Origin of the sequence: Shewanella sp. SM21, from assembly GCF_025654335.1 — a bacterium.
GTDB lineage: Bacteria > Pseudomonadota > Gammaproteobacteria > Enterobacterales > Shewanellaceae > Shewanella > Shewanella oncorhynchi.
The window spans coordinates 461,290-486,675 of the sequence record NZ_JAKKRL010000002.1 but is presented as its reverse complement, the minus strand read 5'-3'; the positions used below and the strand labels follow the sequence as shown (position 1 = coordinate 486,675).

Sequence of the window (25,386 nt, the reverse complement as noted above, 5' to 3'; positions counted from 1 at the left end):
CTTCCGCTACTACGACCCCGAAACAGGCCGTTTTATCAGTCAAGACCCAATAGGGTTGCTAGGGGGCATAAACCATTACCGATATGCGCCCAATCATATCAACTGGATAGATCCGTTGGGACTGAGTTGCAAGGAAGGTTTAGGAGAAGTGGCTTATGGTCCTCCACCAGAAGAACCGGGATTACAATCCGTAACATTATTACCGATAGAGTGGGCCGTAGAAGGGATCGCAGATTCTATCGAGCAACTGTCTACTATGTTGGAAACTGGGCCTACTTTGTCAGGTGCAGCGACGATGGCTATCGCGCTCATCCCTGGGAAATTTGCCGATAAAGCGTTAGAACCTGTTGTTAGCAAATTAGGCAAGCTAGATGTTCCTAGTAATAAAACGCTGGCCGTAGCAAAAGCCAGCCTGATGAAAAAGCATAAGGTGGCCTGTTTCAAGAAGAATAGCAAAGGCTCGGATATCGAGTACGATAGACAGTTGCAAGGGCAGCAAGATGGCATCAACAAGATGTCGGTTAAGGAGTATCTGGATAATAGAGAGTCCTATAACGCTATAGGTCGTAGAGGGACTGGCCCAGCTCAGGATAAAGCCAGAAAAGATTTCAAAGAGAAGTTGATCAAAAAATATGAGAAACAGCTTAATAAAAAGGGTGTAGTGGGACAAGAGGCTCTTGAACGAGCAACGACATTAACTGAGAGTGAGATGAAGACCCTCAATGCATTGCATAATCCCGACATGATTGCCGGTGGTAAGGATATAGTGTTCGACTTGGGTGATGCCAGTGTCAACCAATCCATCGGTTCTCAATGGAAAAATAAAGGGGTCAATGAACTCGGTGAAAAAATGCCGTTCACACGAGTTGAACTGATGGATATTGAGGCCCAAAAGGCCTTGGAAGAGCTGGGCCCGGATACATTAATGGATGTCGATTTACATAGGTGTAAGTAAAATGAATAAATTTTTTGATAATTTCTACCACTTTAAAGGTTTTGGCCCTGCAATCAAAGCAACGATGCCAAGCCAAGAAGCGCTTGATTATTTTAAAGATAAGTTACCAAACCGTCTTTTGGAATATTGGCAGGAATATGGCTTCTGTGGCTGGGGCGAGGGCATTTTTTGGACGGTAAATCCGGCAGATTACAGCGAAATCTTGGACTTGTGGTTGGCGGGCACCCCCTTCGTCGGTAAGGATAACTACTATGTCATAGGTCGAACAGTTTTCGGGCGTTTATTGATCTGGGGCGAAGCTTCTGGGCCAAGTCTGGATATCAATCCTTGTTATGGAATGATATTTCCAACGGATGAAACCGAAGAACTAAAAGAAACAGGAGGAGACATGAGCATAGATTTGTTTTTTTCCTCCGCTTCAAAATCGAGCATGGAAGAAGAAGATACTGAAGGCAAACCTCTGTTTGAGCGAGCAATGGCAAAACTGGGGCCGTTGGAAGCCGATGAGATGTATGCTTTCGTGCCTGCGTTGGCCCTGGGTGGTGCGCCTAAGTTGGAAAACCTGCAAAAAGTAAAAGTTTTGGAACATCTCGCTTTCTTGGCCGAATTGGGTGAGAAAAAAGTGATGGCAGATATTGTTGCCCTCTCAAACGCTTTACATCGAGACAAATAGTTATGTTGCATGACAGTGAAACAGGCTTGTTGATCGTGAATACAATACCTTAGAACAATTAATTCAAAAGCGTCATCACACTGAACCGAGTCTAAATGAAGCTTATCGCTGAGATTCGGCATTGGGGCTAGACTAATTTTCTGTAACGTTTTTGGTGAATGCCTTAAAAAATATTAATGCCCTTAATCACTTATCTATCTAGCACTGGCAAGAGTTAATAATTTGATAAAGTTTATAGCTTCTCGTGTACACGATACAGGTTATTAGGATATCAATTGAGATGTTTGACGGTGTTCAGTTCTGATGTTGATATATCTATCATAATAAGAAAAAACATGACATGGGTATTTCACATGTCATGTTTTTTACAAATGATTCGACTTGGTTATTCTTGAGGTAGTCGTATACCTTCCTTACCTTCTGATAAATTTCGAGTATTTTATTTTTTCTTCAAAACTAAGGTCTTGTACTTTTTTTATCTCAAGCTCAGCGGGTGTTTTGTTGTTACATGAACTGATGAATTTGATAGGCATATCATGAAAGAAGGTTATTTCTTTAGTGCCAGTATTATGACCGAAACCTAAAATTGTTGATGCTGCTAATGTTGAAGCGTTCAGCACGATAAAGTCTTTAGTTACTTGGCTTGGACTAGAAATATTGACTTGTTCCCCTAGTTCTAGATTATCTTTGGTTCCTCCCCAGTAAAAAATGTGTACATTTGGAATTTCGATTACGTAGTTGAAATCTGAAGTAAACGAGCCTGTTTCAGTCCATGCGGTCGATAATGCATAGGGTTGACCTGATGATCTTAGAAATTGTGCATAGGCTGCTACTTTCTTATCTACCGTAAATCCGACTTGACGTGATACTTCTTGTTTTAGTTTATTCCATAATGATAATGGTGTGTTTACTGGCCATGGCTGGTATAAGGTCATTCCACTTATTAAGCGAATACTCGGTTCAGGCCACCATGCACTTTTCTCTCCACGGTATACTGTCAGTGTTGTTGGCATTTTTGTTCCTTTTTTTAAGATAAGTCATAGCATCGATTTGAATGCTAATGAGAGCGAGCATGTTATCCAGAGTTTTATTTTCTATGGTAGATAGGTAGTTTATGATGAGATTTTTTCTTAAAATAAGGTACATGACTAGATTAGTGATTCTAGCCATGTACCTGATTAAAAATATGATTTCCTATTATAAATTATCCATCGCTTGTCGTGCACTTTTATAAAGTGCGCCAATTGTTTTATCTAAAACCCACTTTATAAATTTATATGATAATTCTGTTATTTCAGTCACAACTTGCCCTGCAAATACAAGCATGTGCCCTAGTAAACCTTTAGTTTGTTCTCCAAACTTAACTGAGGCTTTAGCAATACCTTCAAGCGCTCTTGCTAGCAAATCATAAAAGGTAAGGCCTGTACCAATAGTTGCTTGTCCCATGACAGCCGCATAATATCCAGCATCTTTGAGAAGGGTAATTAAGCCTGCACTTATTCTATCGGCCCAATAGCCAGAAAATGATGCTTGATAGCGATTTTGATAATCTAATCTTACCGTCGCTAAATTGAGAGAAGATTTTTGTTTTAGATTCCTCCAGCTACTGCTGTTTGCAGTATTAAGATACCCAGGGTTAGCAGATGTTGACATTTTATGTGCTTCAGGGCGAATACCATCACCAGAGGCGAGTAATATTTCTGAACCTTGATAAGGTGCATGGACATAAGGCCAGAGTGGAACCATAGGAACTGGATCTGATGCATGAGTACAACGAAAAATCTTATCTATCGAGTTGGTACTTTTAATAGAGAAACCATCTAATCCAACTCTAGGAGCACCAAAGGAATAAAGAAATACTTTATTTTTATAGCGATGCTTAACCCAATCTGCAGTCAAATGTGCAAGTGCTCCACCAAGACTGTGACCAACACAATGGACAATTCCTGAAGATGATTTTGACAGCAGAGGGGTTAATGTACTTTCAAGTGCAGGTTTAATGCTCTGAAATGTTTTGTTGAAACCTGCATGGATCAAAGCATTATTATCTGCGACGGTTAAACCAAAGTGTCCATCAGTTATTGCATCTTCTAATCCGTCAGTGCCTCTTATAGAGATGACATGGTCATCTTTGAACTGTTCTTTACCTGTGCCAACAATTGCGAAACCTGTTTTTCGATTTAATAATCGAGAGAATATGCTTCCAGAAACTCCTTTAATGGGTCCGTTTGAAAGATCAAAAGAAAAGTTTCTTTCAACATCTGGGGAGTTTAAAGTATATCGACCATTAATGGGGTCTTTAATGTCGTAGGCTAAAGAGGCTAATTGTACTGCTATTTTGGGTGGCAGTGTTGGCATAGTAAATTCCTTTTAATAACGTTTCCAATGGGGATAACTAAATGGGGTGTTCATTTACAAAGTGACAGATAGATTTAACTGGATACGGAAAGTCTGGATGCTCATCATTTGTGAGGTAATAACTCATTTCAGGAGAAGTTAACTCACAAACAAGATTGTTAAGTATTTCACTAAATTTTTTAATAGGTTTGACGCTGTCTGTCGTTGTTAACCAAAGCAGATAATCAGCATTGTTATAGTAAGCAAAAATAGCTTGCCTATTTCTTGTTTCATCTAACATTTTCCCAGGACGACGAGAGCGAATATTAATCTCCGGGAAATGAAATTTCCCTTGTTTGTCTGTTGCTGTTTTATCAATATACACTTTATCGTAATTGAGGTTTCGTTCGACAGTAATCCCCTCAACAGGTAAACCGTTTAAGGTTATGACACCATGTACTTCAGGGGACAGGTGTACATCGTATTTCTTTAGAAAATCAAACATGTCTGCAATTACCTGTGTAGATATAAAAATAATAATAGTGCTGGCAATGACTCTGAATATAAATTTTCCGCGTTGACCAATGCTCTTCTTTGACGAAAACTTATTCATTTTTAATGTCTTATGCTTGAAAGAAAACTATGCGAAATCAATTCACAATTCTAAAAATAAGATAAAATATTAGAGTAAGAGAATCGATGGTACAACAGTACTAAAGTGCTATATTTTGGTTGTTACTAATGTTGTGTAAGTGTTGATAAATGAGTGGTGGAGTCTGGTTGGTTTTGGTGTTTTCGATTAAAGTTTTGATGGTGCTAGTTTAATGGTAAATTAACTTTTATGTTCATGATGAAGTCATCCAAAAGTGATAGCATCAGAGATTATGTTCTTATTAGAAAGGATACCTATGTTTGTTGTTTTGCTCCCTATAAAAAACCGATTGCCGAAGTGGAGTTACATTTAGCCGCACACATTGCCTACCTTGATGAGAATTATGCTGCAGGGACTTTTATTGCCTCGGGTCGTAAAGTACCACGTACTGGCGGCGTCATCCTCGCGAAGGCAGACAGTCGCGCGGCGCTAGAGGTTATTTTGCAGCAAGATCCTTTCTGCATTGCTGATGTCGCTGAGTTTGAGGTGATAGAGTTTGTGCCAACTAAAACGGCGCCTGGATTAGAGCAGTTGATTGAAGTGATTTAATACCTAACATCTTATCGAACTGCTGTATCGCCGATAAAAAAAGTCATGCTCTCCGTTTTCATCAACTGGTGTAGCCGCTCAGAGGCGTGATTAACAAATAAGTCGATACCTTTAAAAGTAAAGTGACAATACATCGTGGTTAATGCGGGTGAAATGCATCATTTTTGTCGTCATAGATCTTGATAATAGGTCTCCTTTTAAGATTGCCGTAACGGCTAAAATCGGCAGGTTTGATTTCGAACCTTGAGCGTAACGAGTCTGGCGAGCTAGATTAAGGCGATTAAATAAGTGGGACTCGATAAGTAGGATTTGAATGAATCAAATTTGGAATGAATTACAACAGGCTCAGGTTTTTAAAACCTTTTCTGATTCTGGCGAAAGTGCGCATTTCTACCATGCTAATGGTTTTCCATTGGGTGTTTATGCGCCCTTATTGGCCAAGTTGCAGCAAGCGTTCAGCCTTAATGCACTCGAGTTAAGGCCGACATGGCCTGATGTAGGTTTGCCGCCTAAGCGCCAAGATTGGCAACTTTATGCCGATGACTTGATCTTGCATATTGAGCGGCATTGCAGTGCGCCGATTGTGGGAATTGGCCATTCCATGGGAGCAACCTGTACCATTCTTGCCGCCAATAAAAGACCTGATTTGTTTAAAGCGCTGATACTTATCGAACCCGCAATGGTGTCGCGCCCTATCGCTTGGATTGCGAAGTTCATGCCTAAATCGTTAATGAATTTGACCGCGCCTGCAAAAAACACCTTAAAGAAGCGCGATGTGTGGGAAAGTCGTGAGCATTTCCTTGAATATTGCAAAATGAGTAAGTTATACAAACGCTTTGATGATGAGGTGTTTACCGCCTTAGCTCAGTTCGGGGTTTATCAAAACAAGGATGGTCGATTCACCCTGAAGTTTCCCAAATATTGGGAGGAGCATAATTACACCCAACCGCCGAATGTATTATCGATATTGCAGCAGATAAAGCTTCCCTGCGTCGCTATCAGGGGGAAACCGTCAGTCTTCTTTTCTGAAGCAACTTGGCAGCATTGGCAACAGCTCACGCCAGACACAGTGTTTTTAGAAGATCAGCGATGTGGGCATCTGCTGCCGTTAGAAGATCCCTCTGCCTGCATCAGTCTTATCCATAGTGGACTCAGTGAATTGAATCGCAAACGGGGGGCATGAGTTTGCGGTAAGCAACCAGTTTTATAATGGTCACTCATGTTTGACCTAGTTTATCGAGCTCATATAGAGTACTGATATGTCCTGAAAATGATCTTATGGATTAGTGGCAAAAAATGAATAATTACACACATCATCATATTGAACTCTTTTATGGAAAATTTATAAATAGGTCTTTTGATCAGGATGATGTCGCAATGTTTCTAATGTTATCCAGAGACTACACTCAAAAAGGAAGTATTTTCCGTGAACTTGGTGATTTCCTAGCACATCCGGATGAGAAAGACCGTGGTTTGGTGATTAACGGGTTTCAAGAGGCCATTGATTTTTTTGATGCTAATACGCAAGAAACTTTTGAAGGTATAGAGCTGCCTCAAAAAAGAAATCGTGGTATTGGTTCTCTTGATGAAGTAAAGGCTAGTTTATGCGATATCTTTAAGCTGGTTGGGATCAGGCATGTAATCGAATCTAGAAATGAGTTACGTTTTCGTGATTTTGTGTTTTGCTTGATATTTTTACTTGGAAACTTCCGCTTGAAAATGAATGGTCAGTTAGTAAACATTCAGGTTGAGTACGGCAATGCTCTTTCTCTTGTCATTTCATATGAAAGTGCGACTTATGATAGACACTACTTGTCGATTAACTTAATTCTGTTATGTGGTGTATGGCCCCAGTGTATTCCTACCTATTACACAAAAAATCTAAGCGGTTATATTGTCCGGAGGTTCTCTAATGGTTATTTAGGTGCTATTCCATACAAGCTAGACAGCCTCTGTTTCGATACCGATATGCAATCTTTTGGACGAGGAATTGTTTGGCCCCTAAATGACTACAAATAGTTCATTTTTACGTTAAAGCTTTCAACGTTCTTTTCTTGTTCGAGTTAACTAAGACTAGGTATGTAATCTAATTCTATTCTGTCCTCAAACTATATGATTAGGTTGGAAGGTGGGATTGTAGGATTGTGTCAAAGCTTGCTATTTAGCGCTCTTTTGGTGAATTTATCCGATATTCTGCGACCTAGTTTGGTATTATGCCATTTTCTCTCTTGAAACCTTACGCAGGTTTCCGCTGCGCGAGTCCCGCTTTTTATGTCTATTCAAACGCTGTTATCGACGGCTCTGGCGAAACGCCATGATTTTTTACAGCAAGCAGAACAGGATCAAACCGATTGTTTTCGGGTGTTCCATGGGACAGTCGAAGGCGTGAGTGGCTTGAATGTCGATCGCTACGGCGATGTTTGGCTAGTGCAGAGTTTTCATCAAACCTTAACCGACGAAGAGTTGGTTGATGTCGGCACTGTTTTGTTGCAACAGGCCGATTTGCCGATTGTGTATAACGATCGTTCATTAGGCCATTCCCGTGTATTGAATGCCTTATCTCCCGCACTGACAGAGATTGCGAGTTCTGAGCGAGTAATGCAGGAAAATGGCATCAAGTTCAGCACTAAACTGCGCCACGAAGGACAAGATCCGCTGTTATTCCTTGATATGCGCATTGGCCGCGAATATGTGCGGGCACACAGCCAAGATAAAACTGTGCTGAATTTGTTTTCCTACACCTGCGGCATTGGTACTGCGGCAGCCATCGGCGGCGCGACTCAGGTGATGAATGTTGATTTTTCTTCCTTTGCTTTAGCGACGGGCAAAGCGAATGCGGCGTTAAATCAGGTGTCGAATGTATGTGAGTTTGTGCAGAGTGATGCGTTTCCGGCATTGCGCCAATTGGCAGGCTTGAGTGTGGGAGGGCGTCGCAATCAAAAATTACCGAGTTATCCCAAATTGGCGCAAACCCAGTTTGATCTGGTGTTCCTCGATCCGCCGCGTTATGCCAAGAGTGCTTTTGGTATTGTCGATTTGGTCAATGATTATCAAGGTTTGTTTAAGCCCGCATTAATGGCGACCAAAGTCGGTGGTACTATCGTTTGCTGCAACAATGTGGCGAAAGTCGAGCGCCAAGCATGGTTTGACAGTTTAGTGCGCTGCGTTGAAAAACAAGGCCGTACAGTCACTACGCACACTTGGCTCGATCCCCATGAGGATTTCCCTTCGTTCGATGACAATCATCCACTTAAAATAGTGGCGCTGACATTAAGTTAACTAGACAAACGGCATAGTGATAAGAACTACATAGTGATATTAACAAGCAGGGCACCCGATTCGGTGCCCTGTTTATTTGTCCATTTATTTGCCGCTAGATGGGCTGTAAATGGAAAGCTATCGCGACGCGGTTCCAGCCATTAATAGCAATGATTAAGCTGGTGAGGTCGACAATTTCTTTCTCGGAATAATGCTCTGCAAGCGCCGCATATTGACTGTCATGCACGGGGGCAGTAGCAACTTGGGTTAAGGTTTCTGTCCAGAGCAGTGCTGCACGTTCCCGTTCATTAAAGATTCCATCGACCTCCTGCCAAGCGGCAAGTAAATCTAAACGCAGCTGTTCTTCACCGTCGCTTCTGGCTTCCTCGGCGTGCATTCGCTGACAAAACGCGCAGCCATTGAGTTGCGATGCTCTGAGCTTGACTAAATGCACCAGTAATGGTGCAAAGTGGGAATCACCGGCCGCTTTGTCTAAGCTTAACAGTGCGTTGGCGAGTGCGGGTTGTAGCTGGTAAATTTGCTGGCGTGGTATACGTTCTGACATAAAAGCCTCCTATAAGCTGAGGCTTCAATCTAAGCTGTTAGCGCGACGTAGGATTGGAGATTTGCGACATTTTACGCTTTTTGTATTGTCCTGGAGTTTGCTGTGTCACCCGTACAAAGTGTTGATGTAGATGGGCTTGATCGTAAAATCCGCAATCGAATGCGACTTGCACTAGGCTGAGGTTAGGTGATTGGCTGAGTAAGTTTCGGGCGATTTTGACTCTGTTTAATTGCAGTAACTGCGCGGGTGACAATCCGGTTTCTTGTTTAAATCTTCGTTCAAATTGACGGCGGCTTAAGGGCAGTTGCCTATAGAAATCCTCTAAACTGGCTTGGGTTTGAGTAAGCTTTGGTAAACTCGCCTGCACTAAGCTAATCATATCGCTTTTATGTCGAGATAAGGCCGCATCACATTGCTGCTGGGTGAGTTGCAATAACCAGTGCTCAAGTAGGGCGACGCGTTGGGCTGGCTGATTGGTTTCCGCCAGTTGCGAGAGCAGTTGATCCAATCCTGTTAGCTGCAATTGCGTCGCATCAATAGCCTTCATTGATGCGGCAGACAGAATATCTTGCAGTTCAATGCCAAGTAAATGAAACGCGCCGCCGGGGTGAAAGCGAACTGTCATCAGCTCGATTCCTGGTAAAAAGGCGTGGGAATGTCGGCTCTGACCACAATGAAATAACACTTGAGGTTCATCGCCACTGAGTGTTTGAGTTGGGAAATAGAAATGCAGGCTAGTGCCGCCGTCTGGATAAAATGTCTGTTCAATGTTCTGCGGTAAATCAGTCGCAACGCGCAAATGAAAGTAGCGCTGCACCCAAGGGCGAAGTGGCGCTAAGGGTTTAAAATGGCTAAAGCCTAAGTGCGCGAGTTCAGTTTCGAAACGTTTAAAGCTGCGCATTTCTAATAAATTTGCCCGATATCGCAAGCTGAGCACCATAAGGAAGAAAGGAAGGTCAGATTAATCTAACTGAGGCATTTTTGCACCTGTGTTGGTTGTACGCATTTGCCTTGGGCTGGATTGAACAGTCTGTGGTGTTGGCTAGTTTGCGAGGGTATTTAAAGCCTGTGTATTCGGTTCATGCTGATTTGTCGGCCTAGGCACGAACTGAATTTACGCCAACATCAGCTAAGATGCTTCGAGGAGGATTAACTTTTACGTTTTGTATTGGGATAAATAGGTCCTATCTGGCAATAAAAAGTCACCAAGGACAAGGTATATCCTTGGTGACTTTCTGTTTTCTTACTCTGTATTTTCACACTCGCTTAAACACGTTGTTAACGCACTGACTTTTAAACACTAAATCTAAAGCACTTTGAACCTTATTGCCGTGCCGCCACTGCTGGCGAGTGCGAGGTTTAGGCTATCTTTAGCACTTACCTCTTTGGTTTCAATCACATAATCATAGGGATTTGTTTTCCAATCGGCTTTTGCGCCATCGCGGTAAATTTGTGCTTGATAACGTTTATTCGGGGAGAGGAAATCCAGTTTGACCGTGACCTTGCGTGCGGCTTCATCCGTTAGTGCGCCTAAGTACCAATCACCTTGATCCTTCGCTTGGCGAGCAAAGACCACATAGTCACCGACTTCACCGGCCAGCGCGACACTTTGATACCAATCTGTGGGCACATCGCGGATAAATTGGAAGGCATCTAAGTGCTTTTCATAATTGCGCGGCAGATCCGCTGCCATTTGGATTGGGCTATAGAGCACAACGTACAAGGCGAGCTGTTTGGTCAATGTGGTTTGCACACGATTTTCAGCATCCAACCCCTTGGGCGCTAAGTCAAAAATTCCTGGGGTAAAGTCCATTGGACCCGCAAGCATGCGGGTAAAGGGTAACATGGCCGTGTGTTCAGTGCTGTTTGGTGGGCTCCCCCAAGCATTGTACTCTTGGCCGCGGGCACCTTCGCGGGAGATCCAGTTCGGATAGGTTCGGCGCAGGCCTGTGTCTTTGATCGGCTCGTGGGTATTGATACTGATATGGTGTTTCGCTGCTTCAGTGACATTGTGCAAATACTCACCGACCATAAACTGGCCGTCGTGCCACTCGTGACGGGTAATGCCTTTGTTATTGATGCGCTTGATTTGGCCACCATCGGCGACATAGCCTGTCTTGACTTGAGTAACACCGTGCTGCTCATACAGGGCGAAGGCATCTGCCATTTGCTCGCGATAATGCGTGACTGAACCCGCTGTTTCATGGTGGCCGATTAAACGTACATTTTGTTTTGCCCCGTAGGCTGTGATGGCGGGCAGATCGAAATCGGCATAGGCCTTGGTAAAGCTAAATTGGTCGCCGTTGTGGAACCAGTCGCCATCCCAACCTTCATTCCAACCTTCTACCAGTACGCCATCAAACTGATATTTAGCGGCGAAATCTATATAACGCTTTGTTTCACTGGTGGTTGCGCCATGGGTTGGGCCCGAGCCCCAGGTATTTTCGTTTAAGTGCATTCCCCACCAAATACCGACGTATTTCCCTGGTTTTACCCAAGTAACATCGCCGAGTTTATTGGGTTCATTGAGGTTTAGGATGAGGTGCGAATTGAGCAGCCCAGTTGCTTTGTCGGCAATTTGAATAGTGCGCCACGGCGTATAAAAACCCACTTGGGTTTTGACGCGAATACCGTCGGACCAAGGCGTGAGATCCGCCTTAAGTTTGCCATCGCGCTGTTGATCTAAGGTCATGGCGGCAAAGTCCACCAAGGCGGCTTCGTGGATACTTAAGTGCGTACCGTCTGCGAGTTTAAAGGTGAAGGGGGTATGGGCTCTATCGACGTCTTTAAGCGCTGTGGTGCGATATAAATATTCGTAGCGATTCCAGCCGCGGGCAGGGATCCACCATGCTGTGGCTTTAGCGCTATTGCCGACATTGAACTCGGTTAACTCGTCAGTGATTAATAGCGGCGAATTGGCGGGCAGGGCTGCTTGTTGGGCTAAGTGATAGCGAAAGCCAATCCCATCGTCAAAGGCTTTAAATTCGATTTCGAGTTGCACCTTGCCATTACTTAATACAGCAGTCAGTTGATTGTGTTGATCGCGGATCCATTCCTGTTCGCCCCAAGGTTGTTGCCACTTTTCATCGGCACTTTGTTTATCGCTGCTTTTTATCTGTAATCCTTGACCGAGTTCGCCAAGGGATTGAAAAACTAAGCCTAAGCGGCTCGGTTCTATGACTGTCTTGCCGTGAAAATCGATTTTATATTCGGGGCGGCCAGTATCATCACTCAAGCTGATTTGAATTTGTTGGTTGGGTGAGTTGACGGTAACGGTTTTAGCAAATACGTTGGCACTAAAAAGACTCGTGACTGCAAGGGCGATGGCTGTAGGGCTTAATAGCGCTTGCGATAGTTTTTGTCGCGATGAGCTCTGGCGAGTGTGGCTGTTTGTTAAGTGGCAATCTGTTACGTGACGGGCAGTTAAGTCGCTGCGAGTGAACTGAATAGGGTTGGTCTTGATGAACATTCCTTGATCCTTGTTTTTATAACTAATGTGACTCACAGCATACTAGTGGCGATGGCTTTTTAACCGCAACGGCCTGCATACGTATTCACCATATTAAGGCGTGGCGTAACAGACGTGACGTGAAGCACTGCGAGGGCACGAACAAAAGATGTGGTTTGCTTTTGACTCGGGTAAACTGCGCGCTTTCTTTTTGCTTAAAAATGCAATCTAGCGTGGGATTTACAGTGGGATTTACAGTATTTGGAGCCGCAGTAGTAAGGTCAAACCGTGAAAATTAGCCAACGTTTACAACAGATAAACAGTATGATCACTGGTCATTACGATCATATTTGGGATTGCTGCTGCGATCATGGTTTGCTCGGTATGCTGTTGCTAGAAAGGAGCGCTGCCCGCCACGTGCACTTTGTTGATTGTGTCCCTTCGCTAATGCAGGCGCTTGAACTGCGGTTGCAGCGTTTCTTTCCCGCTGACATATCAGGCCTTAATTCACACTTAGATCCAAACTTAAACCCGGACATAGACCCTCACTTAAACCTAGACATAGACCCTAATTTAAGTCGTCATAGTCAGTGGCAAGTGCATTGCCTCGATGTCACGGCTTTACCGCTCGAGCAAACCAGTGACAAAGATAATCAGTTGATTATCATCGCTGGCGTGGGTGGTGAATTGCTGGTGGAATTAGTGCGGGCAATTTTAGCTCAACACCCACTGCGGCACCTCGAGTTTATTTTGTGTCCCGTGCATCATAATTACTATGTCAGGCAATCACTTTCGGCCTTAGGGCTAGGGCTTAAGTCGGAACACTTATTGGAAGAGAATCAACGTTTCTACGAAATCCTCCATGTCAGTACAATCGCAGCTCCAAATGGTCTGCCTATCACTGCTACGGGGTCGTTAATGTGGCAGACGCTAGATGAAGCAAGTTTGCCGCGAGCGCAGCGTTATCTGTCGCAGGTGATTGGCCATTACCAACGCATGCCCGCGCATAAGCAAACACCAGCGATTATTGATGCCTATCAGCAGCAATTGGCCCAGCTCTTGAGTGAGCATAGTGAGTTTGAATGCGCTTGAGCATTTTTGCCGCTTGGGCATTACGTTAAGAATGACTATGAGCACCAAAGATGAGAATCAGGCGAAAGAGCTGATGCATCGCGATCTCGTTGTTAATATCATGGGCAAATCGATTTTAGCCTAAGCCGTTAATAATCAAGAGTCTAATCGCTAAAACCTATCAATCACTCGGATTGGACTGAGTGTGATTATTGCCTCTGCTACATTTTTTGATCTGCATTTGGCACATTTTCGTTTATGCTGCGACTCCTTTTCGGCAAATGGCTAAGACTATGCGTTTATTGAGAACCACCCAAGATCCAGCGGTTAACCTACAGACGGCACGCGTTTTTTATCGCAGAGCTGCCCGCGCGATTGTGTTATCGGGTGAAGACATTTTGCTGCTGTATACTCAAAAATACCGCGACTACAGCTTACCTGGCGGCGGCATTGACGATGGCGAGAGTCTCGAAGATGGACTGATCCGCGAGCTTCAGGAAGAAACCGGTGCCTTAGACATTCAAGTGTTAGCGCCCTTTGGTCGCTATGAAGAGTTTCGACCTTGGTACCGTGAAGGGGCGAATGTAGTGCACATGGAGTCATTCTGTTATGTGTGCAGTATTGACACCGCACTGGGCGAGCGTGGTTTAGGTGAGACTCGATTAGAAGCCCATGAGATTAAAAATGGCATGCGACCTCAATGGCTCAATATTCATCAAGCTATCGCCCATAATGAAGATATTCAGCGTAATCATCCCCATAAAGGCCAATCAATAGAACGTGAAACTTTTCTGCTAAAACAGATAGTGTTGGAATGTTTGTAAGTTTTATCATTTTTAAATCATAACTTTAATCTATGATTTTATTTCACGTCAAACTTAGTTGGCTTGGCTTGGCTTATTGGCGAACGAACGCCGTTATTTTAACCTGAGCTTTCAAGTGGATGTGCTTCGAGCCTGTTCCTAACATCGCTAGATGTTTAATGTTATTTCTCATTCTTTTGCCGCAGCAAGGAAGGCAATGCAGATTATTTTATTGACCCACGAGCGCGAGTTAACCCGCAAAACGAATACTGGCCAACTCGCGTTAGCCGCATTCCCTGAAGAGGTGAAAAGCATCGTCTGGTCGAGAACGGCACCTGATAACGATTTAGTGGCTATGTTGGCATCGCAGCAAGCCAAGCTGTTGTTTCCTGCAAGTGATACTGAGTTTGCTATGCCCACTGATATTAACCCCTTAGAGACGAATTTAGCTGAGCCATCGCTCTCGAACGCACAAGCCTTGTTAGTGCCTGCGCAATCCACACTCATAGCAGCACAACGAATGCCGAGCCAAGTGGTAATTTTAGATGCGACTTGGCAGGAGGCACGTAAGATGCTGCGCCAGAGCCCCTATCTTAAAACGGCTGCACGAGTCAGTTTGCCGCCACTTATGCCTGAATCCGCCTTTATATTGCGGCGTAATCAGCAAGAAGGGGGCTTGTGTACCGCAGAATGTATTATTGCGCTTTGGCGGCACTGTGGCAGAGCAGAACAAGCGACGGTATTAGCGTCGCTGTTTACTGAATTGAATAGCCGTACTTGATTGCGATGTTTGAGAGAGCGTTCGAGGAAGTGCTTAAATAGATAATTAACGACGTTTAGCTTTGACCCATAGATAAATCACCGTCAGCTGAATCACCATCTGTTAAGTCATAGTCATTTAAATCAGAGCCAGTTAAATCACCATCTGTTAAGTCATAGCCATTTAAATAACAGTCAGATAAATACACAGAAAGTGACTCATGGCACCGCCGAGCACAAATAAATGCCAAATGGCATGGTTGAAAGGAATGCGTTTACCGACGTAGAACACCACTCCTAAGGTGTAAAATAACCCGCCTAAGATTAATAGATTAAAGCCTATCTCTGACATGGCCGCCGTTAAATCGCCCATCACAGTGACACATAGCCAGCCCATAGCGAGATACAAGACTAAGCTTAACTTTTTGAATTTGTGAATAAACAGTGTCTTAAATAGGATCCCACCAATTGCAAGCGACCAAATAGCCGTTAAAATCACTATCGACTGCGTGCCTTGTAAGCTTATCAGCATCAAAGGTGTGTAAGTTCCTGCAATTAAACAGTAAATAGCGCAGTGATCGGCGATCTTCAGTTTATGTTTCCAGCCTGAATGGCTAACGCTGTGATATAACGTCGAGCATAGGAAAAGCACTATGATGCTCGCACCATAAATGGTTACGCCCGTAAGTTGAATTGGCGTTAGGTGATCTTGACCTTTAAGCAGCATGAGCACCAATGCCACAATCCCCGCAATAACACCTAGGCCATGGGATACACTGTTAGCGATCTCTTCTTTGATACTATATGGTCCAGATTTTACCGGGTTTTTAACTGTGTTTGGCTGTTCGGTAACACTTTGACTCGACATGGTAGATACACACTCGTAAACGATAATAGACTGAGTCTATCAGTTAGAAAAATAAATCACCATATTTAAGCGTACACTTGTAAGCTTAAATTTATGGTTGGCTTCTATTTTTCATCTTTTAGATTTTTAACGCCGTCTTGCACTCCCATCAGTGCATCGCATTGATGATGCTACTCGCTTCAAGACGTGAGATTTAGCGCGATTATGATCCCAATTCCCAGCCTTATTTGTCTTAACTGGCAAGTGACTTATCAAGCACTGGCGTAAAGTACTGTGCTTGTAGCAGGTTGCATTTGCATTGAACTTTACCCTGTTTGCCTCCTCTAATCTGCGTTGAGCACTCGCAAGTAAATGCAATCATTGGATAATTCGTTTTCAATATTCACCAACCTGATATTGGATTGATATTGAATTAGAGTGCAATCGTTCCACGTTAAGCGTCATTGAAATCAATGGATACTATACAAAACCTAAGGATGGATTTTGCCTTTTCAACATCAACCCAAGGCCGCGCCTTTATTGACAGCATCTCCTACAGCGATAGCGATTGGAGATGATGCTGATAGTGCTTTGCTGATTTCGGTCACATCGCCAGAAGGTGAGACTTTTATCGCATTTGATCATCAGCTCGGTGAACTGGATGCTGCTCAAACGCCTGTTTTTACCACTAATGCGGAGCCATTAGCGTTCAATAGCGGTGCAGGCTTTTTAGTCACTGAGCATGACACCCAAGCTATAGACCAAGAGCAAGCCCAAGATTTGGTACTGCAAGAAATCCGTGCTGAACATCAAGATCAAGATAAATTGGTTTCTGAATCTGAATCTGAATCCAAACCTGAACTGTCTAGGACGATACAAACTAGTGCTCAGGGATTGGGGACGGGATCCGTTTTGCGTGCTCGTCAGCCGTATTTCAAAGGATTCAGTTTGTTATTTTTTGTGCTCTTAGTGCATGTGTGTTTATTTTTACTTATCTGCATTTTGTGGCGCCCGCAGTTAAATCCCTTTGGATTGAATGAAATAGAAAGCCGTGGCCCTAAAGTGACAGCGATCAAGGCTTACTTTATTTATGCTCCCGCGGTAGAGAAAGCCGAAACCTCGGAGTCCAAAACTGAGATCAAGGCCGAGGATAAGACTGAAGCGACAAGTTCTGTTACGCCTACAATTGTTCCCACACCTCAAACTCAAGTGAAGCCTCTGCCAATACTTGAAAAGGTCATGCCTGAAACAATAGCACCCGAAAAGGCCGTCTCTGAAAAAGTAGAGTCGGAAAAAGTGAACCCAGATACGGTTAAACCGAACATCACTCAATCGAGCCAATCTCAATCAAAGAAAACTCAATCAAGTGCCCAAAGTGAAGTACAGCCCGCGGAAGTGACGGCAAAAAAAACAACTAATACGCTTGATACCACAGAAATGAAGCCGCAGCTTGGCGCTAAGAGCTCGCCTGCAGCAGAAGGTGAGAGCACAATAGCGACAAGCTCAAGCATGAGTTTATTCACCCAGCAATATTTTGAACGTCAGCGCGAGCAAGCGCTCGATGATCTCGTCATTGAACAGGCTGATAAGTTCACCCGGAAATCGAATATGAGTGAAATGAGCCCAGAGATGGAGGTGCTATTTGTCCCTAATGCTGATGATTTCGGTGGCACAACGAGTCTAGATTTACCCTTAGACCCAAATCGTATTGTGCGTAAAGGGGATACTTGTTATCGCGTGGTACAAGTCGGCACTCAAGTTAATCCTAACGCCGAAAATTTAGGTTTTCCCATTAACTGCAGTGGCAAAAAAATCAATCAAGCTATTGATGATGCCATTCAATCTCGATTAAACAAAATGATGCTCAAACCCCATAAATAGTGACTTTCTTTTATGATTTATTTTCATGCTAATTATAGCTTTTTAGGTTTCATTTTATTTAATCAATTAAAAACAATTAATTATAAATCTTTATTTTGGATTGGTGGTTAAGGTTTTTAATTGCTTTTTTCCTTGTTTGTTGCTGCCGCTTCTGTCTATACTGCGTACTCATCTTGTCGGAGTGCCTCTTGGCTGAGACCGTTTATTCGGGATCCGTTGAACCTGATCAGGTTAAAACCTGCGAAGGAAACAAGCGTAATAACACATATTAAATCGCCAAAATAGACGGCTTGAACACCTGTTAACTCAGCAATGTTTTAAGCCTTAATGTTGAGATTTAATTGTTATTGAGCAGGGTAACTCAATTTTTGAAGCCAGTGTTGGGCACAAAAGTTGATTGCCATGTCCAGCTATCAACAACTCAATTCTCCAGACAAGCAACTCCATTTTTTAACGTGAGATTGCTTATGTCCAGTTCAAACCAAAACCCAGCTGTAGCTGCCAATGCGACAGAAATCACAGCGCCAGAATCGACAATCCCTAATAAATCGACTGAGTCTCGTCAATCAATCGTGCCTCAGGCGCCGAGTCGCCGCGAAACCCGTGCGCAGGCCCAAGCCTTTATCGATACGCTAGCGCCACTGCAACATCCTAATTCACAAAAGATTTATCTCGAGGGTTCCAGTGCCGATATTCGCGTTGGCATGCGGCAAATTCTGCAGACTGACACCCTGGTCGGCGGCACAGATGATGCGCCCATCATGGAAAAAAATCCGCCAATCCGCGTGTACGATTGCGCCGGACCTTATTCCGATCCTGAGGCCGACATCAATGTGCGTCTAGGCCTTGGTAAATTAAGACAAAACTGGATCCTAGCCCGCAACGACACAGAGCAATTATCCTGCGCGACCTCAGACTTTACCCAACAAAGACTCGCCGACGACGGTTTAGATCATCTGCGTTTTGAGGCAGGCTCGAGTGCCATTGTCCGCCCACGCAGAGCGCTGCAGGGCAAACGTGTCAGTCAATTACACTATGCCCGTCAAGGGATTATCACGCCAGAAATGGAATATGTGGCGATCCGCGAGAACATGGTACTTGCGCAAGTACAGGATGAAATCCTCAATCGTAAAGCCAAGGGCGAAGCCTTTGGTGCCTTAGTCGGCGAACCGATTACCGCCGAATTTGTCCGCGCCGAAGTTGCCCGTGGCCGCGCGATTATTCCGCTGAATATTAACCATCCCGAAGCCGAACCTATGATTATCGGGCGTAATTTTCTGGTGAAAGTGAACGCCAATATCGGTAATTCTGCGGTGACGTCTTCCATCGAGGAAGAAGTGGAAAAGCTCGTCTGGTCTACCCGTTGGGGCGCGGATACTGTCATGGATTTATCCACGGGTCGTTATATCCACGAAACCCGCGAGTGGATCATCCGTAACTCGCCAGTGCCCATTGGCACAGTGCCGATTTATCAAGCGCTGGAGAAAGTGAACGGCGTGGCAGAAGATTTAACCTGGGAAGTGTTCCGCGATACCTTAATTGAACAAGCTGAGCAAGGTGTTGATTACTTTACGATTCATGCTGGTGTACTGCTACGTTATGTGCCGATGACGGCTAAACGCGTTACTGGGATCGTTTCCCGCGGTGGTTCAATCATGGCCAAATGGTGCCTGAGCCATCATAAGGAAAACTTCCTCTACAGCCATTTTCGTGAGATCTGTGAGCTTTGCGTCGCCTACGATGTATCCCTGTCCTTAGGTGATGGTATGCGTCCAGGCTCGATTGCCGACGCTAATGATGCCGCCCAGTTTGCAGAGCTTGAAACCTTAGGTGAGCTAGTCAAAATCGCGTGGGAATACGACGTACAAACCATTATCGAAGGGCCGGGACATATCCCGATGCAGCTCATTAAAGAGAACATGGACAAGCAGTTAGTTCACTGCGACGAAGCGCCGTTTTACACCCTTGGCCCACAAATCACCGATATCGCACCTGGGTATGATCATTTCACCTCCGGCATAGGCGCGGCCATGATTGCTTGGTATGGCTGCGCTATGTTGTGTTATGTCACGCCAAAAGAACACTTAGGATTACCGAATAAACAAGATGTTAAGCAAGGTTTGATTGCTTATAAGATTGCTGCCCACGCCGCCGATGTGGCCAAAGGTCATCCGAGTGCGCAAATTCGTGACAATGCGCTGGCAAAGGCGCGGTTCGAATTCCGCTGGGAAGATCAATATAACTTAGGACTAGATCCTGAAACCGCGCGCGCTTACCACGATGAATCTTTACCGCAGGAATCCGCTAAAGTCGCGCATTTTTGCTCTATGTGCGGCCCTAAATTTTGTTCGATGAAAATCACCCAAGATGTACGTGCCTATGCCGCTGGCTTAGAGGCGGCACAAGCGAAAGCGGAGCAAGTTGAAGCGGCTGCCCAAGCCATGCAAGTCACAATCAAGACGCCGCAGGAGTTGGAAGCGGCAATGGCGCTAAAATCGGCACAATTTGCTGCCTCGGGCGCCGAGATCTATCAGGTGATAGGCAAGCTTGTCGCCGAAGCAGAGGAAGCCTAATTATGTCGGGTATTCATGGGGGTAATTCGCCCATGAATACCGCTCGCCCCGCATTTGTTTGGACCATAGCCGGTTCAGACAGCGGCGGCGGTGCCGGTATTCAGGCGGACTTGGCGACAATTCAAGATTTGGGCTGTCACGGTTGCTGCGTGATCACCACAGTGACGGCGCAAAGCTCAGTAGCAGTCACTTTAGTCGAGCCCGTATCAGCGGCGATGTTAATGGCTCAGCTGACGACTTTGCTTTCAGACTTGCCACCCAAAGCAATTAAAATCGGCTTACTGGCAGATCAAACTCAAGTGGCATTGCTGGCAGATTGGATCGCGAGTTTTAAAATCCACTATCCATCTGTGCCTGTGATTGTCGATCCTGTGATGGTCGCCAGTTGTGGCGATGCATTAGCAGCAGATAACTGTCAGGATATAAAAAGTTCTGCCAAATCAGCTTTAGATTTTAATCCTTTCAAAGGCTTAATCGAACTTATCACGCCCAATGTGCTTGAACTTGGGCGGTTAACTAACAGTGATGTTTCGACCAAATCGCAGTTCGTTGCTGCAGCACAGGCTTTATCCCAGAGTTTAGATTGCAGTGTGCTCGCTAAAGGGGGCGATGTGAGCTTTGGCAGCACTGATATTCTTGATGATACTCATGCTAAAACTCACGATAACACTCATGCTCAAACTCAGGCTAACGTTCATGTTAGCACTCTCGATAGCAACGGCTGGGATCATGGGCTTGCCGAGGATTATCTGGTTTGCCATCAAGTACGCGCTAGCTCTGAGCTGCATCAAAATGGGCGTTTTTGGTTGGCAAGCCCGCGGGTTAATACCCGTCATAACCATGGTAGCGGCTGCACTTTGTCATCGGCTATTGCCGCCGTGTTAGCGCAAGGTTTTGTATTGCAAGATGCGGTGGTGGTTGCCAAAGCCTACGTGAGTCAAGGCTTAAGCGCGGCGATTGGTTTAGGGCAAGGTCCAGGGTCGTTGGCCCGTACGGGGTGGCCCAATGACTTGTCCCGCTATGCCAAGATAAAATTGTGTGATGGTAATTTTATTAGTTATCACCTCAACCAACATCTTGATGTTGGTAATGACTTAGTTGCAACAGTTTTTTCCGCAACAGATCAGGCAACCGCTCAGGTAAGAATAACTTCGACGCCAGCTCAATACATCTCATCCCACGGTTTTAAAGTGCTCGATGCCGATCTTGGTGTTTATCCCGTGGTGAGTGACTTAATCATGCTGGAAAGTTTGTTAGTTGCGGGTGTTAAAACCGTGCAGTTACGGATAAAAACCGATACCAGCGGGTCAACTGCTGCAGGGTTAGCAGGATACCAGCGAGATAAATCTGCGCTAGGCAAGTCTGAGTCAGGTAAATTTGAGTTGGTTGGCTCTGAATTAGAAGCACAAATTCAAACGGCCATTGCCTTAGGTAAGCATTTTAATGCGCAGCTTTTTATCAATGATCACTGGCAGTTAGCGATAAAATACCATGCCTTTGGGGTACATTTAGGCCAAGAAGATCTCGCCGTTACCGACTTAGCGGCCATTCAGTCGGCAGGGCTCGCATTAGGTATATCCAGCCACAGTTATTTTGAGTTGCTACTGGCGCATCAATACTCGCCATCCTACATAGCGCTTGGGCATATATTCCCAACCACGACGAAGCAAATGCCTTCGGCGCCCCAAGGGCTCGCAAAACTTAAACACTATGTGGCGTTACTCCAAGACCATTATCCCTTGGTCGCCATTGGCGGCATGGACTTAGATAATCTGGCAAAGGTGAAAGCTACTGGGGTGGGCAATATTGCTGTGGTGCGCGCCATCACGAAAGCTAAGGATCCGTTAGCAGCGTTTGCAGAGCTGAGCCAAGCTTGGGAGCAATGTAGCTTGTCTGAAGAACTGGCTGTAAAGCATAAGTTGGATGCAAAGCATGAGTAAAAAACCACCGCTTTATCACGCAGAGGTTCTTTGCGACGGAACACAAAGCACTCATACACTCAGTGATTCAGATTTCATGCGTTATTCTCGGCAAGTCTTATTGCCAGAGGTCGGTGAGGCAGGGCAATTGCAATTGGTCGACGCCAGCGTTGTTATTGTAGGGCTTGGCGGCTTAGGGCAATTGGCGACGCAGTATCTGGCTTGTGCTGGTATTGGTCGCTTGACCTTAATCGATAGGGATAAGGTTGAAGTATCGAATCTACCAAGACAATTGCTATTCAACGATGCCGACATTGGACTCAATAAGGCGCGAGTTGCCAAGCAAAAGCTCAAAGGCTTAGCGCCGCAGTGCACTGTTACTGCCCATGAAACAGCATTTAGTGCTGAGACATCAGCTCATCACTTCGCTGAGGTTTTACAATTAAAACAACAGGGTAAAAGAGTGCTCGTGCTTGACTGCACTGATAACTTTGCGACCCGCCAAGCCATTAATCGCAGCAGTATCGAAGCTGCTTTACCTTTAGTCAGCGCGTCAATCGCAGCATTTAGCGGCCAATTGTTTGCAGTCGATCAAGTGCAGTGCCCCTCTGGTGGTTGTTATCACTGTATTTTCCCCGCACAGACGAGAGTGTCACAGAGCTGCAGTACCCAAGGCGTACTTGGTCCGAGCGTGGGCGTGATGGCGTCAATGCAATCTTTGGTGGCTATGCAACTTTTGTTGAATATGGATAGTTGTAATGAATCGAAAAGTGCCTTGTTGGGGCGTTTTTGGCGCTTCGACGCTAAATCACTTTCATGGACTGCGGCGATATTAACGCGGGATCCCCATTGTGACATATGTGGCCCCAAAGGGGCTTATCTATCATCAAATAAAGATAATCTTGAGGTTTGATATGATTTTAATTCACATAAATAATATCCCACAGTCGTTGACTGAACCGACTTCGCTCGCGGCTGTGATCCTCGCGCAAGATATTGCCCTCGACTCAGTTGCTATCGTGTTGAATGCAGAGGTGGTTCCGCGCAACCGCTGGCAATCTATTCTCTGCCAACATGAAGATAAATTAGAACTTTTTTCAGCAGTGGCGGGAGGCTAATATGTTAACGATTGCCGATGTGGAGTTTGAATCACGGTTATTTACCGGAACGGGAAAATTCAGCAATAGCCAAGTGATGCTTGAGGCGATAACGGCTTCAAAATCGCAGTTAGTGACAGTCGCGATGAAAAGAATTGATTTTAAAATGGGGTTTGATGATTTACTCACGCCGTTACGTCAAGCGGGTGTCCGGCTATTGCCTAACACTTCGGGGGCGAGAAACGCCAAGGAAGCGGTGTTTGCGGCAGAGCTTGCCCGTGAAATGCTGGGAACTCATTGGATTAAGCTCGAAATCCACCCCGATCCTAAGTACCTGATGCCCGATGCAATTGAAACCTTAGCAGCGGCCAAGATTCTCTGTGATAAAGGTTTTATCGTGATGCCCTATGTGCATGCCGATCCTGTGCTCTGTCGCCGCTTGGAAGAGGTGGGCTGCGCTGCGGTTATGCCACTGGCGAGTCCGATTGGCAGTAATCAGGGTTTAGTCACTGAAAGCTTTTTAAAAATCATCATAGAGCAGGCGCGGGTGCCAGTGGTGATCGATGCCGGTATTGGCGCGCCTTCACAGGCTGCGCGGGCAATGGAGCTGGGCGCCGATGCGGTGCTCGTCAACACCGCTATCGCCAGCAGCGCGTCGCCGATAGTGATGGCCGAGTGCTTTAAGGAGGCGGTGCAATGCGGTCGGCGAGCCTTTGAAGCTGGGCTTGGCCGAGTACAAACTGGCGCGGTACAGACCAGTCCTCTGACGGGATTTTTAAACCAATGAGTTTTGTAGAGGAATTTGCCAACATCCCACGGGATAAACTGTTACTCGATCTGTATTCTTGCACAGCCCAAGATGTCGAGCGGGCGTTAGTGAGTCCAGCAGGGGATTTACGAAGCTTACTGGCCTTGATATCACCTGCGGCAGAGCCTTATATCGAAACCATGGCACAACGTTCAGCGGCGCTTACGCGGCAGCGATTTGGCGCGAATCTGGGCATGTATTTACCGCTATACGTCTCGAATCTGTGCGCTAATGAATGTGATTACTGTGGCTTTAGCATGAGTAACAAACTCAAACGCAAAACCTTGAATGAACAGGAGTTGATGGCCGAAATAGCCATTATCAAAGATAGGGGGTTCGATTCGATTTTACTGGTGTCGGGTGAGCATGAAACTAAGGTTGGTATCGATTACTTCAAGCAGATTTTGCCATTGGTAAAGCAGCAATTTAGCTATGTGGCGATGGAGGTCCAACCCATTAGTGAGGACCATTATCGCCAGTTAGTCACGCTAGGTTTAGATGCTGTGATGATTTATCAAGAGACCTATCAGCCAGAGACTTATGCTCGTCACCATTCGCGAGGTAAAAAAATGGATTTTGCCTATCGCTTAGCAACACCGGATAGAGTTGCGGCGGCGGGGGTCGATAAAATTGGTCTTGGGGTGTTACTGGGGCTGGATGATTGGCGTTTAGATGCGTTAATGATGGGATATCATATTGACTATTTAGAGCGTCGCTATTGGCGCACTCGCTTTAGTATTTCGCTGCCAAGGTTAAGACCTTGTACTGGCGGGATCACTCCAAAAGTTATTCTATCGGATTTAGGTTTAGTACAAATGATTTGTGCATTTAGACTTTTTAATCATCAGCTTGATATCAGCATGTCGACAAGGGAAAGCCCTGAGCTGAGGGATAATCTTTTACCACTTGGAATTACTCACATCAGTGCGGGTAGTTCGACACAACCGGGCGGCTATCAAGCACCCGACAGTCAACTCGATCAATTTGAGATAAGCGATGATCGCAGCGTCGAGCAAGTTATTGAACAGATGCAACGGCAGGGTTTTAATCCCGTATTTAAGGATTGGGAAGCCAATTGGATCACAGGATAAATAAGACCGTAAATAAATGGTGAGAATGCGGATAAAACCTGTACTTTTGCAGGTGATTGGTCAATAATTGACCCATTAATCACAGCGTGCAGGAATACCG

At 45.1% G+C, this 25,386-nt stretch carries 22 protein-coding genes, 1 pseudogene and 1 riboswitch; of the genes and pseudogenes, 16 read left to right on the top strand and 7 right to left on the bottom strand.

Features of this window, described 5'->3' with window-relative positions; genetic code table 11:
- Window positions 1-955 (top strand): polymorphic toxin type 15 domain-containing protein (locus tag L5L94_RS04235; RefSeq protein WP_263161403.1); only part of this gene is annotated, 955 nt, incomplete at its 5' end.
- A 1-nt stretch (window position 956) separates the two neighbouring features.
- Entirely contained in the window at window positions 957-1,628 is a 672-nt protein-coding gene (locus tag L5L94_RS04230; RefSeq protein ID WP_263161399.1) for a GAD-like domain-containing protein, read from the top strand.
- 413 nt (window positions 1,629-2,041) lie between these two features.
- On the opposite strand, the gene L5L94_RS04225 is transcribed toward L5L94_RS04230, so the two are convergent.
- From L5L94_RS04225 to L5L94_RS04215, 3 genes are all read right to left on the bottom strand, one after another.
- On the bottom strand, window positions 2,042-2,641 hold the full coding sequence (locus L5L94_RS04225) for a hypothetical protein (RefSeq protein ID WP_113940357.1): 600 nt from the start codon (window positions 2,639-2,641) through the stop codon (window positions 2,042-2,044).
- A gap of 184 nt (window positions 2,642-2,825) precedes the next feature.
- Entirely contained in the window at window positions 2,826-3,986 is a 1,161-nt protein-coding gene (locus tag L5L94_RS04220) for a lipase family protein (RefSeq protein WP_263161395.1), read from the bottom strand.
- A 37-nt stretch (window positions 3,987-4,023) separates the two neighbouring features.
- On the bottom strand, window positions 4,024-4,578 hold the full coding sequence (locus tag L5L94_RS04215; RefSeq protein WP_263161392.1) for a DUF6795 domain-containing protein: 555 nt from the start codon (window positions 4,576-4,578) through the stop codon (window positions 4,024-4,026).
- 295 nt (window positions 4,579-4,873) lie between these two features.
- On the opposite strand from L5L94_RS04215, the pseudogene L5L94_RS04210 reads away from it, so the two are divergent.
- From L5L94_RS04210 to L5L94_RS04195, 4 genes and pseudogenes are all read left to right on the top strand, one after another.
- Window positions 4,874-5,166, top strand: a pseudogene (locus tag L5L94_RS04210) (YciI family protein).
- A gap of 313 nt (window positions 5,167-5,479) precedes the next feature.
- Window positions 5,480-6,349 carry an alpha/beta fold hydrolase gene (locus tag L5L94_RS04205; protein ID WP_263161387.1) on the top strand — a complete coding sequence of 290 codons (870 nt, stop codon included), beginning with the start codon at window positions 5,480-5,482 and terminating at the stop codon, window positions 6,347-6,349.
- Between the two features lie 113 nt (window positions 6,350-6,462).
- Complete coding sequence (locus L5L94_RS04200; RefSeq protein ID WP_263161384.1) at window positions 6,463-7,185, top strand: hypothetical protein; 723 nt, start codon at window positions 6,463-6,465, stop codon at window positions 7,183-7,185.
- Window positions 7,186-7,437: 252 nt separating this feature from the next.
- Window positions 7,438-8,445, top strand: coding sequence for a class I SAM-dependent rRNA methyltransferase (locus tag L5L94_RS04195; protein WP_219250858.1), 1,008 nt, complete (start codon window positions 7,438-7,440; stop codon window positions 8,443-8,445).
- A gap of 94 nt (window positions 8,446-8,539) precedes the next feature.
- On the opposite strand, the gene L5L94_RS04190 is transcribed toward L5L94_RS04195, so the two are convergent.
- From L5L94_RS04190 to L5L94_RS04180, 3 genes are all read right to left on the bottom strand, one after another.
- The gene (locus L5L94_RS04190; RefSeq protein WP_263161380.1) at window positions 8,540-8,989 is read right to left on the bottom strand and encodes a carboxymuconolactone decarboxylase family protein; all 450 of its coding nucleotides are present in this window, start codon (window positions 8,987-8,989) and stop codon (window positions 8,540-8,542) included.
- 37 nt (window positions 8,990-9,026) lie between these two features.
- A complete protein-coding gene (locus L5L94_RS04185; RefSeq protein ID WP_263161377.1) occupies window positions 9,027-9,929 on the bottom strand; it encodes a helix-turn-helix domain-containing protein in 903 nt (300 codons plus the stop codon).
- Between the two features lie 366 nt (window positions 9,930-10,295).
- Window positions 10,296-12,458, bottom strand: coding sequence for a glycoside hydrolase family 97 protein (locus tag L5L94_RS04180; protein ID WP_263161374.1), 2,163 nt, complete (start codon window positions 12,456-12,458; stop codon window positions 10,296-10,298).
- A 267-nt stretch (window positions 12,459-12,725) separates the two neighbouring features.
- Here L5L94_RS04180 and L5L94_RS04175 point away from each other — a divergent pair, with 267 nt between their 5' ends.
- From L5L94_RS04175 to L5L94_RS04165, 3 genes are all read left to right on the top strand, one after another.
- On the top strand, window positions 12,726-13,529 hold the full coding sequence (locus tag L5L94_RS04175; RefSeq protein WP_263161372.1) for a tRNA (adenine(22)-N(1))-methyltransferase: 804 nt from the start codon (window positions 12,726-12,728) through the stop codon (window positions 13,527-13,529).
- Between the two features lie 272 nt (window positions 13,530-13,801).
- The gene (locus L5L94_RS04170) at window positions 13,802-14,332 is read left to right on the top strand and encodes an NUDIX hydrolase (protein WP_113940366.1); all 531 of its coding nucleotides are present in this window, start codon (window positions 13,802-13,804) and stop codon (window positions 14,330-14,332) included.
- A gap of 151 nt (window positions 14,333-14,483) precedes the next feature.
- On the top strand, window positions 14,484-15,092 hold the full coding sequence (locus L5L94_RS04165; protein ID WP_113940367.1) for a tRNA-uridine aminocarboxypropyltransferase: 609 nt from the start codon (window positions 14,484-14,486) through the stop codon (window positions 15,090-15,092).
- 162 nt (window positions 15,093-15,254) lie between these two features.
- Here L5L94_RS04165 and trhA read toward each other — a convergent pair whose 3' ends face one another.
- Window positions 15,255-15,938 (bottom strand): PAQR family membrane homeostasis protein TrhA, encoded by a 684-nt coding sequence (gene trhA, locus L5L94_RS04160; protein ID WP_263161370.1) that lies wholly within the window; start codon window positions 15,936-15,938, stop codon window positions 15,255-15,257.
- A 483-nt stretch (window positions 15,939-16,421) separates the two neighbouring features.
- Between trhA and L5L94_RS04155 the strand changes: the two genes are divergently transcribed.
- The 7 genes from L5L94_RS04155 to thiH all read left to right on the top strand — a co-directional run bounded on the left by L5L94_RS04155 (window position 16,422) and on the right by thiH (window position 25,286).
- On the top strand, window positions 16,422-17,798 hold the full coding sequence (locus L5L94_RS04155) for a hypothetical protein (RefSeq protein ID WP_263161368.1): 1,377 nt from the start codon (window positions 16,422-16,424) through the stop codon (window positions 17,796-17,798).
- Between the two features lie 167 nt (window positions 17,799-17,965).
- Window positions 17,966-18,064, top strand: a riboswitch (TPP riboswitch).
- Window positions 18,065-18,265: 201 nt separating this feature from the next.
- Window positions 18,266-20,371 (top strand): phosphomethylpyrimidine synthase ThiC, encoded by a 2,106-nt coding sequence (gene thiC, locus L5L94_RS04150; protein ID WP_263161366.1) that lies wholly within the window; start codon window positions 18,266-18,268, stop codon window positions 20,369-20,371.
- A gap of 2 nt (window positions 20,372-20,373) precedes the next feature.
- Window positions 20,374-22,311, top strand: coding sequence for a bifunctional hydroxymethylpyrimidine kinase/phosphomethylpyrimidine kinase (locus tag L5L94_RS04145; protein WP_263161363.1), 1,938 nt, complete (start codon window positions 20,374-20,376; stop codon window positions 22,309-22,311).
- Complete coding sequence (locus tag L5L94_RS04140; RefSeq protein ID WP_263161360.1) at window positions 22,304-23,203, top strand: HesA/MoeB/ThiF family protein; 900 nt, start codon at window positions 22,304-22,306, stop codon at window positions 23,201-23,203. The genes L5L94_RS04145 and L5L94_RS04140 overlap by 8 nt, the downstream gene beginning before the upstream one ends.
- A gap of 1 nt (window position 23,204) precedes the next feature.
- Complete coding sequence (gene thiS, locus L5L94_RS04135) at window positions 23,205-23,408, top strand: sulfur carrier protein ThiS (protein ID WP_263138807.1); 204 nt, start codon at window positions 23,205-23,207, stop codon at window positions 23,406-23,408.
- A gap of 1 nt (window position 23,409) precedes the next feature.
- On the top strand, window positions 23,410-24,174 hold the full coding sequence (locus tag L5L94_RS04130; RefSeq protein WP_263161357.1) for a thiazole synthase: 765 nt from the start codon (window positions 23,410-23,412) through the stop codon (window positions 24,172-24,174).
- Window positions 24,171-25,286: a 2-iminoacetate synthase ThiH gene (gene thiH / locus L5L94_RS04125; RefSeq protein WP_263161354.1), complete on the top strand. Its 1,116-nt coding sequence runs from the start codon at window positions 24,171-24,173 to the stop codon at window positions 25,284-25,286. Before L5L94_RS04130 ends, thiH begins: the two co-directional genes overlap by 4 nt.
- The last annotated feature ends 100 nt before the right edge of the window (window positions 25,287-25,386 follow it).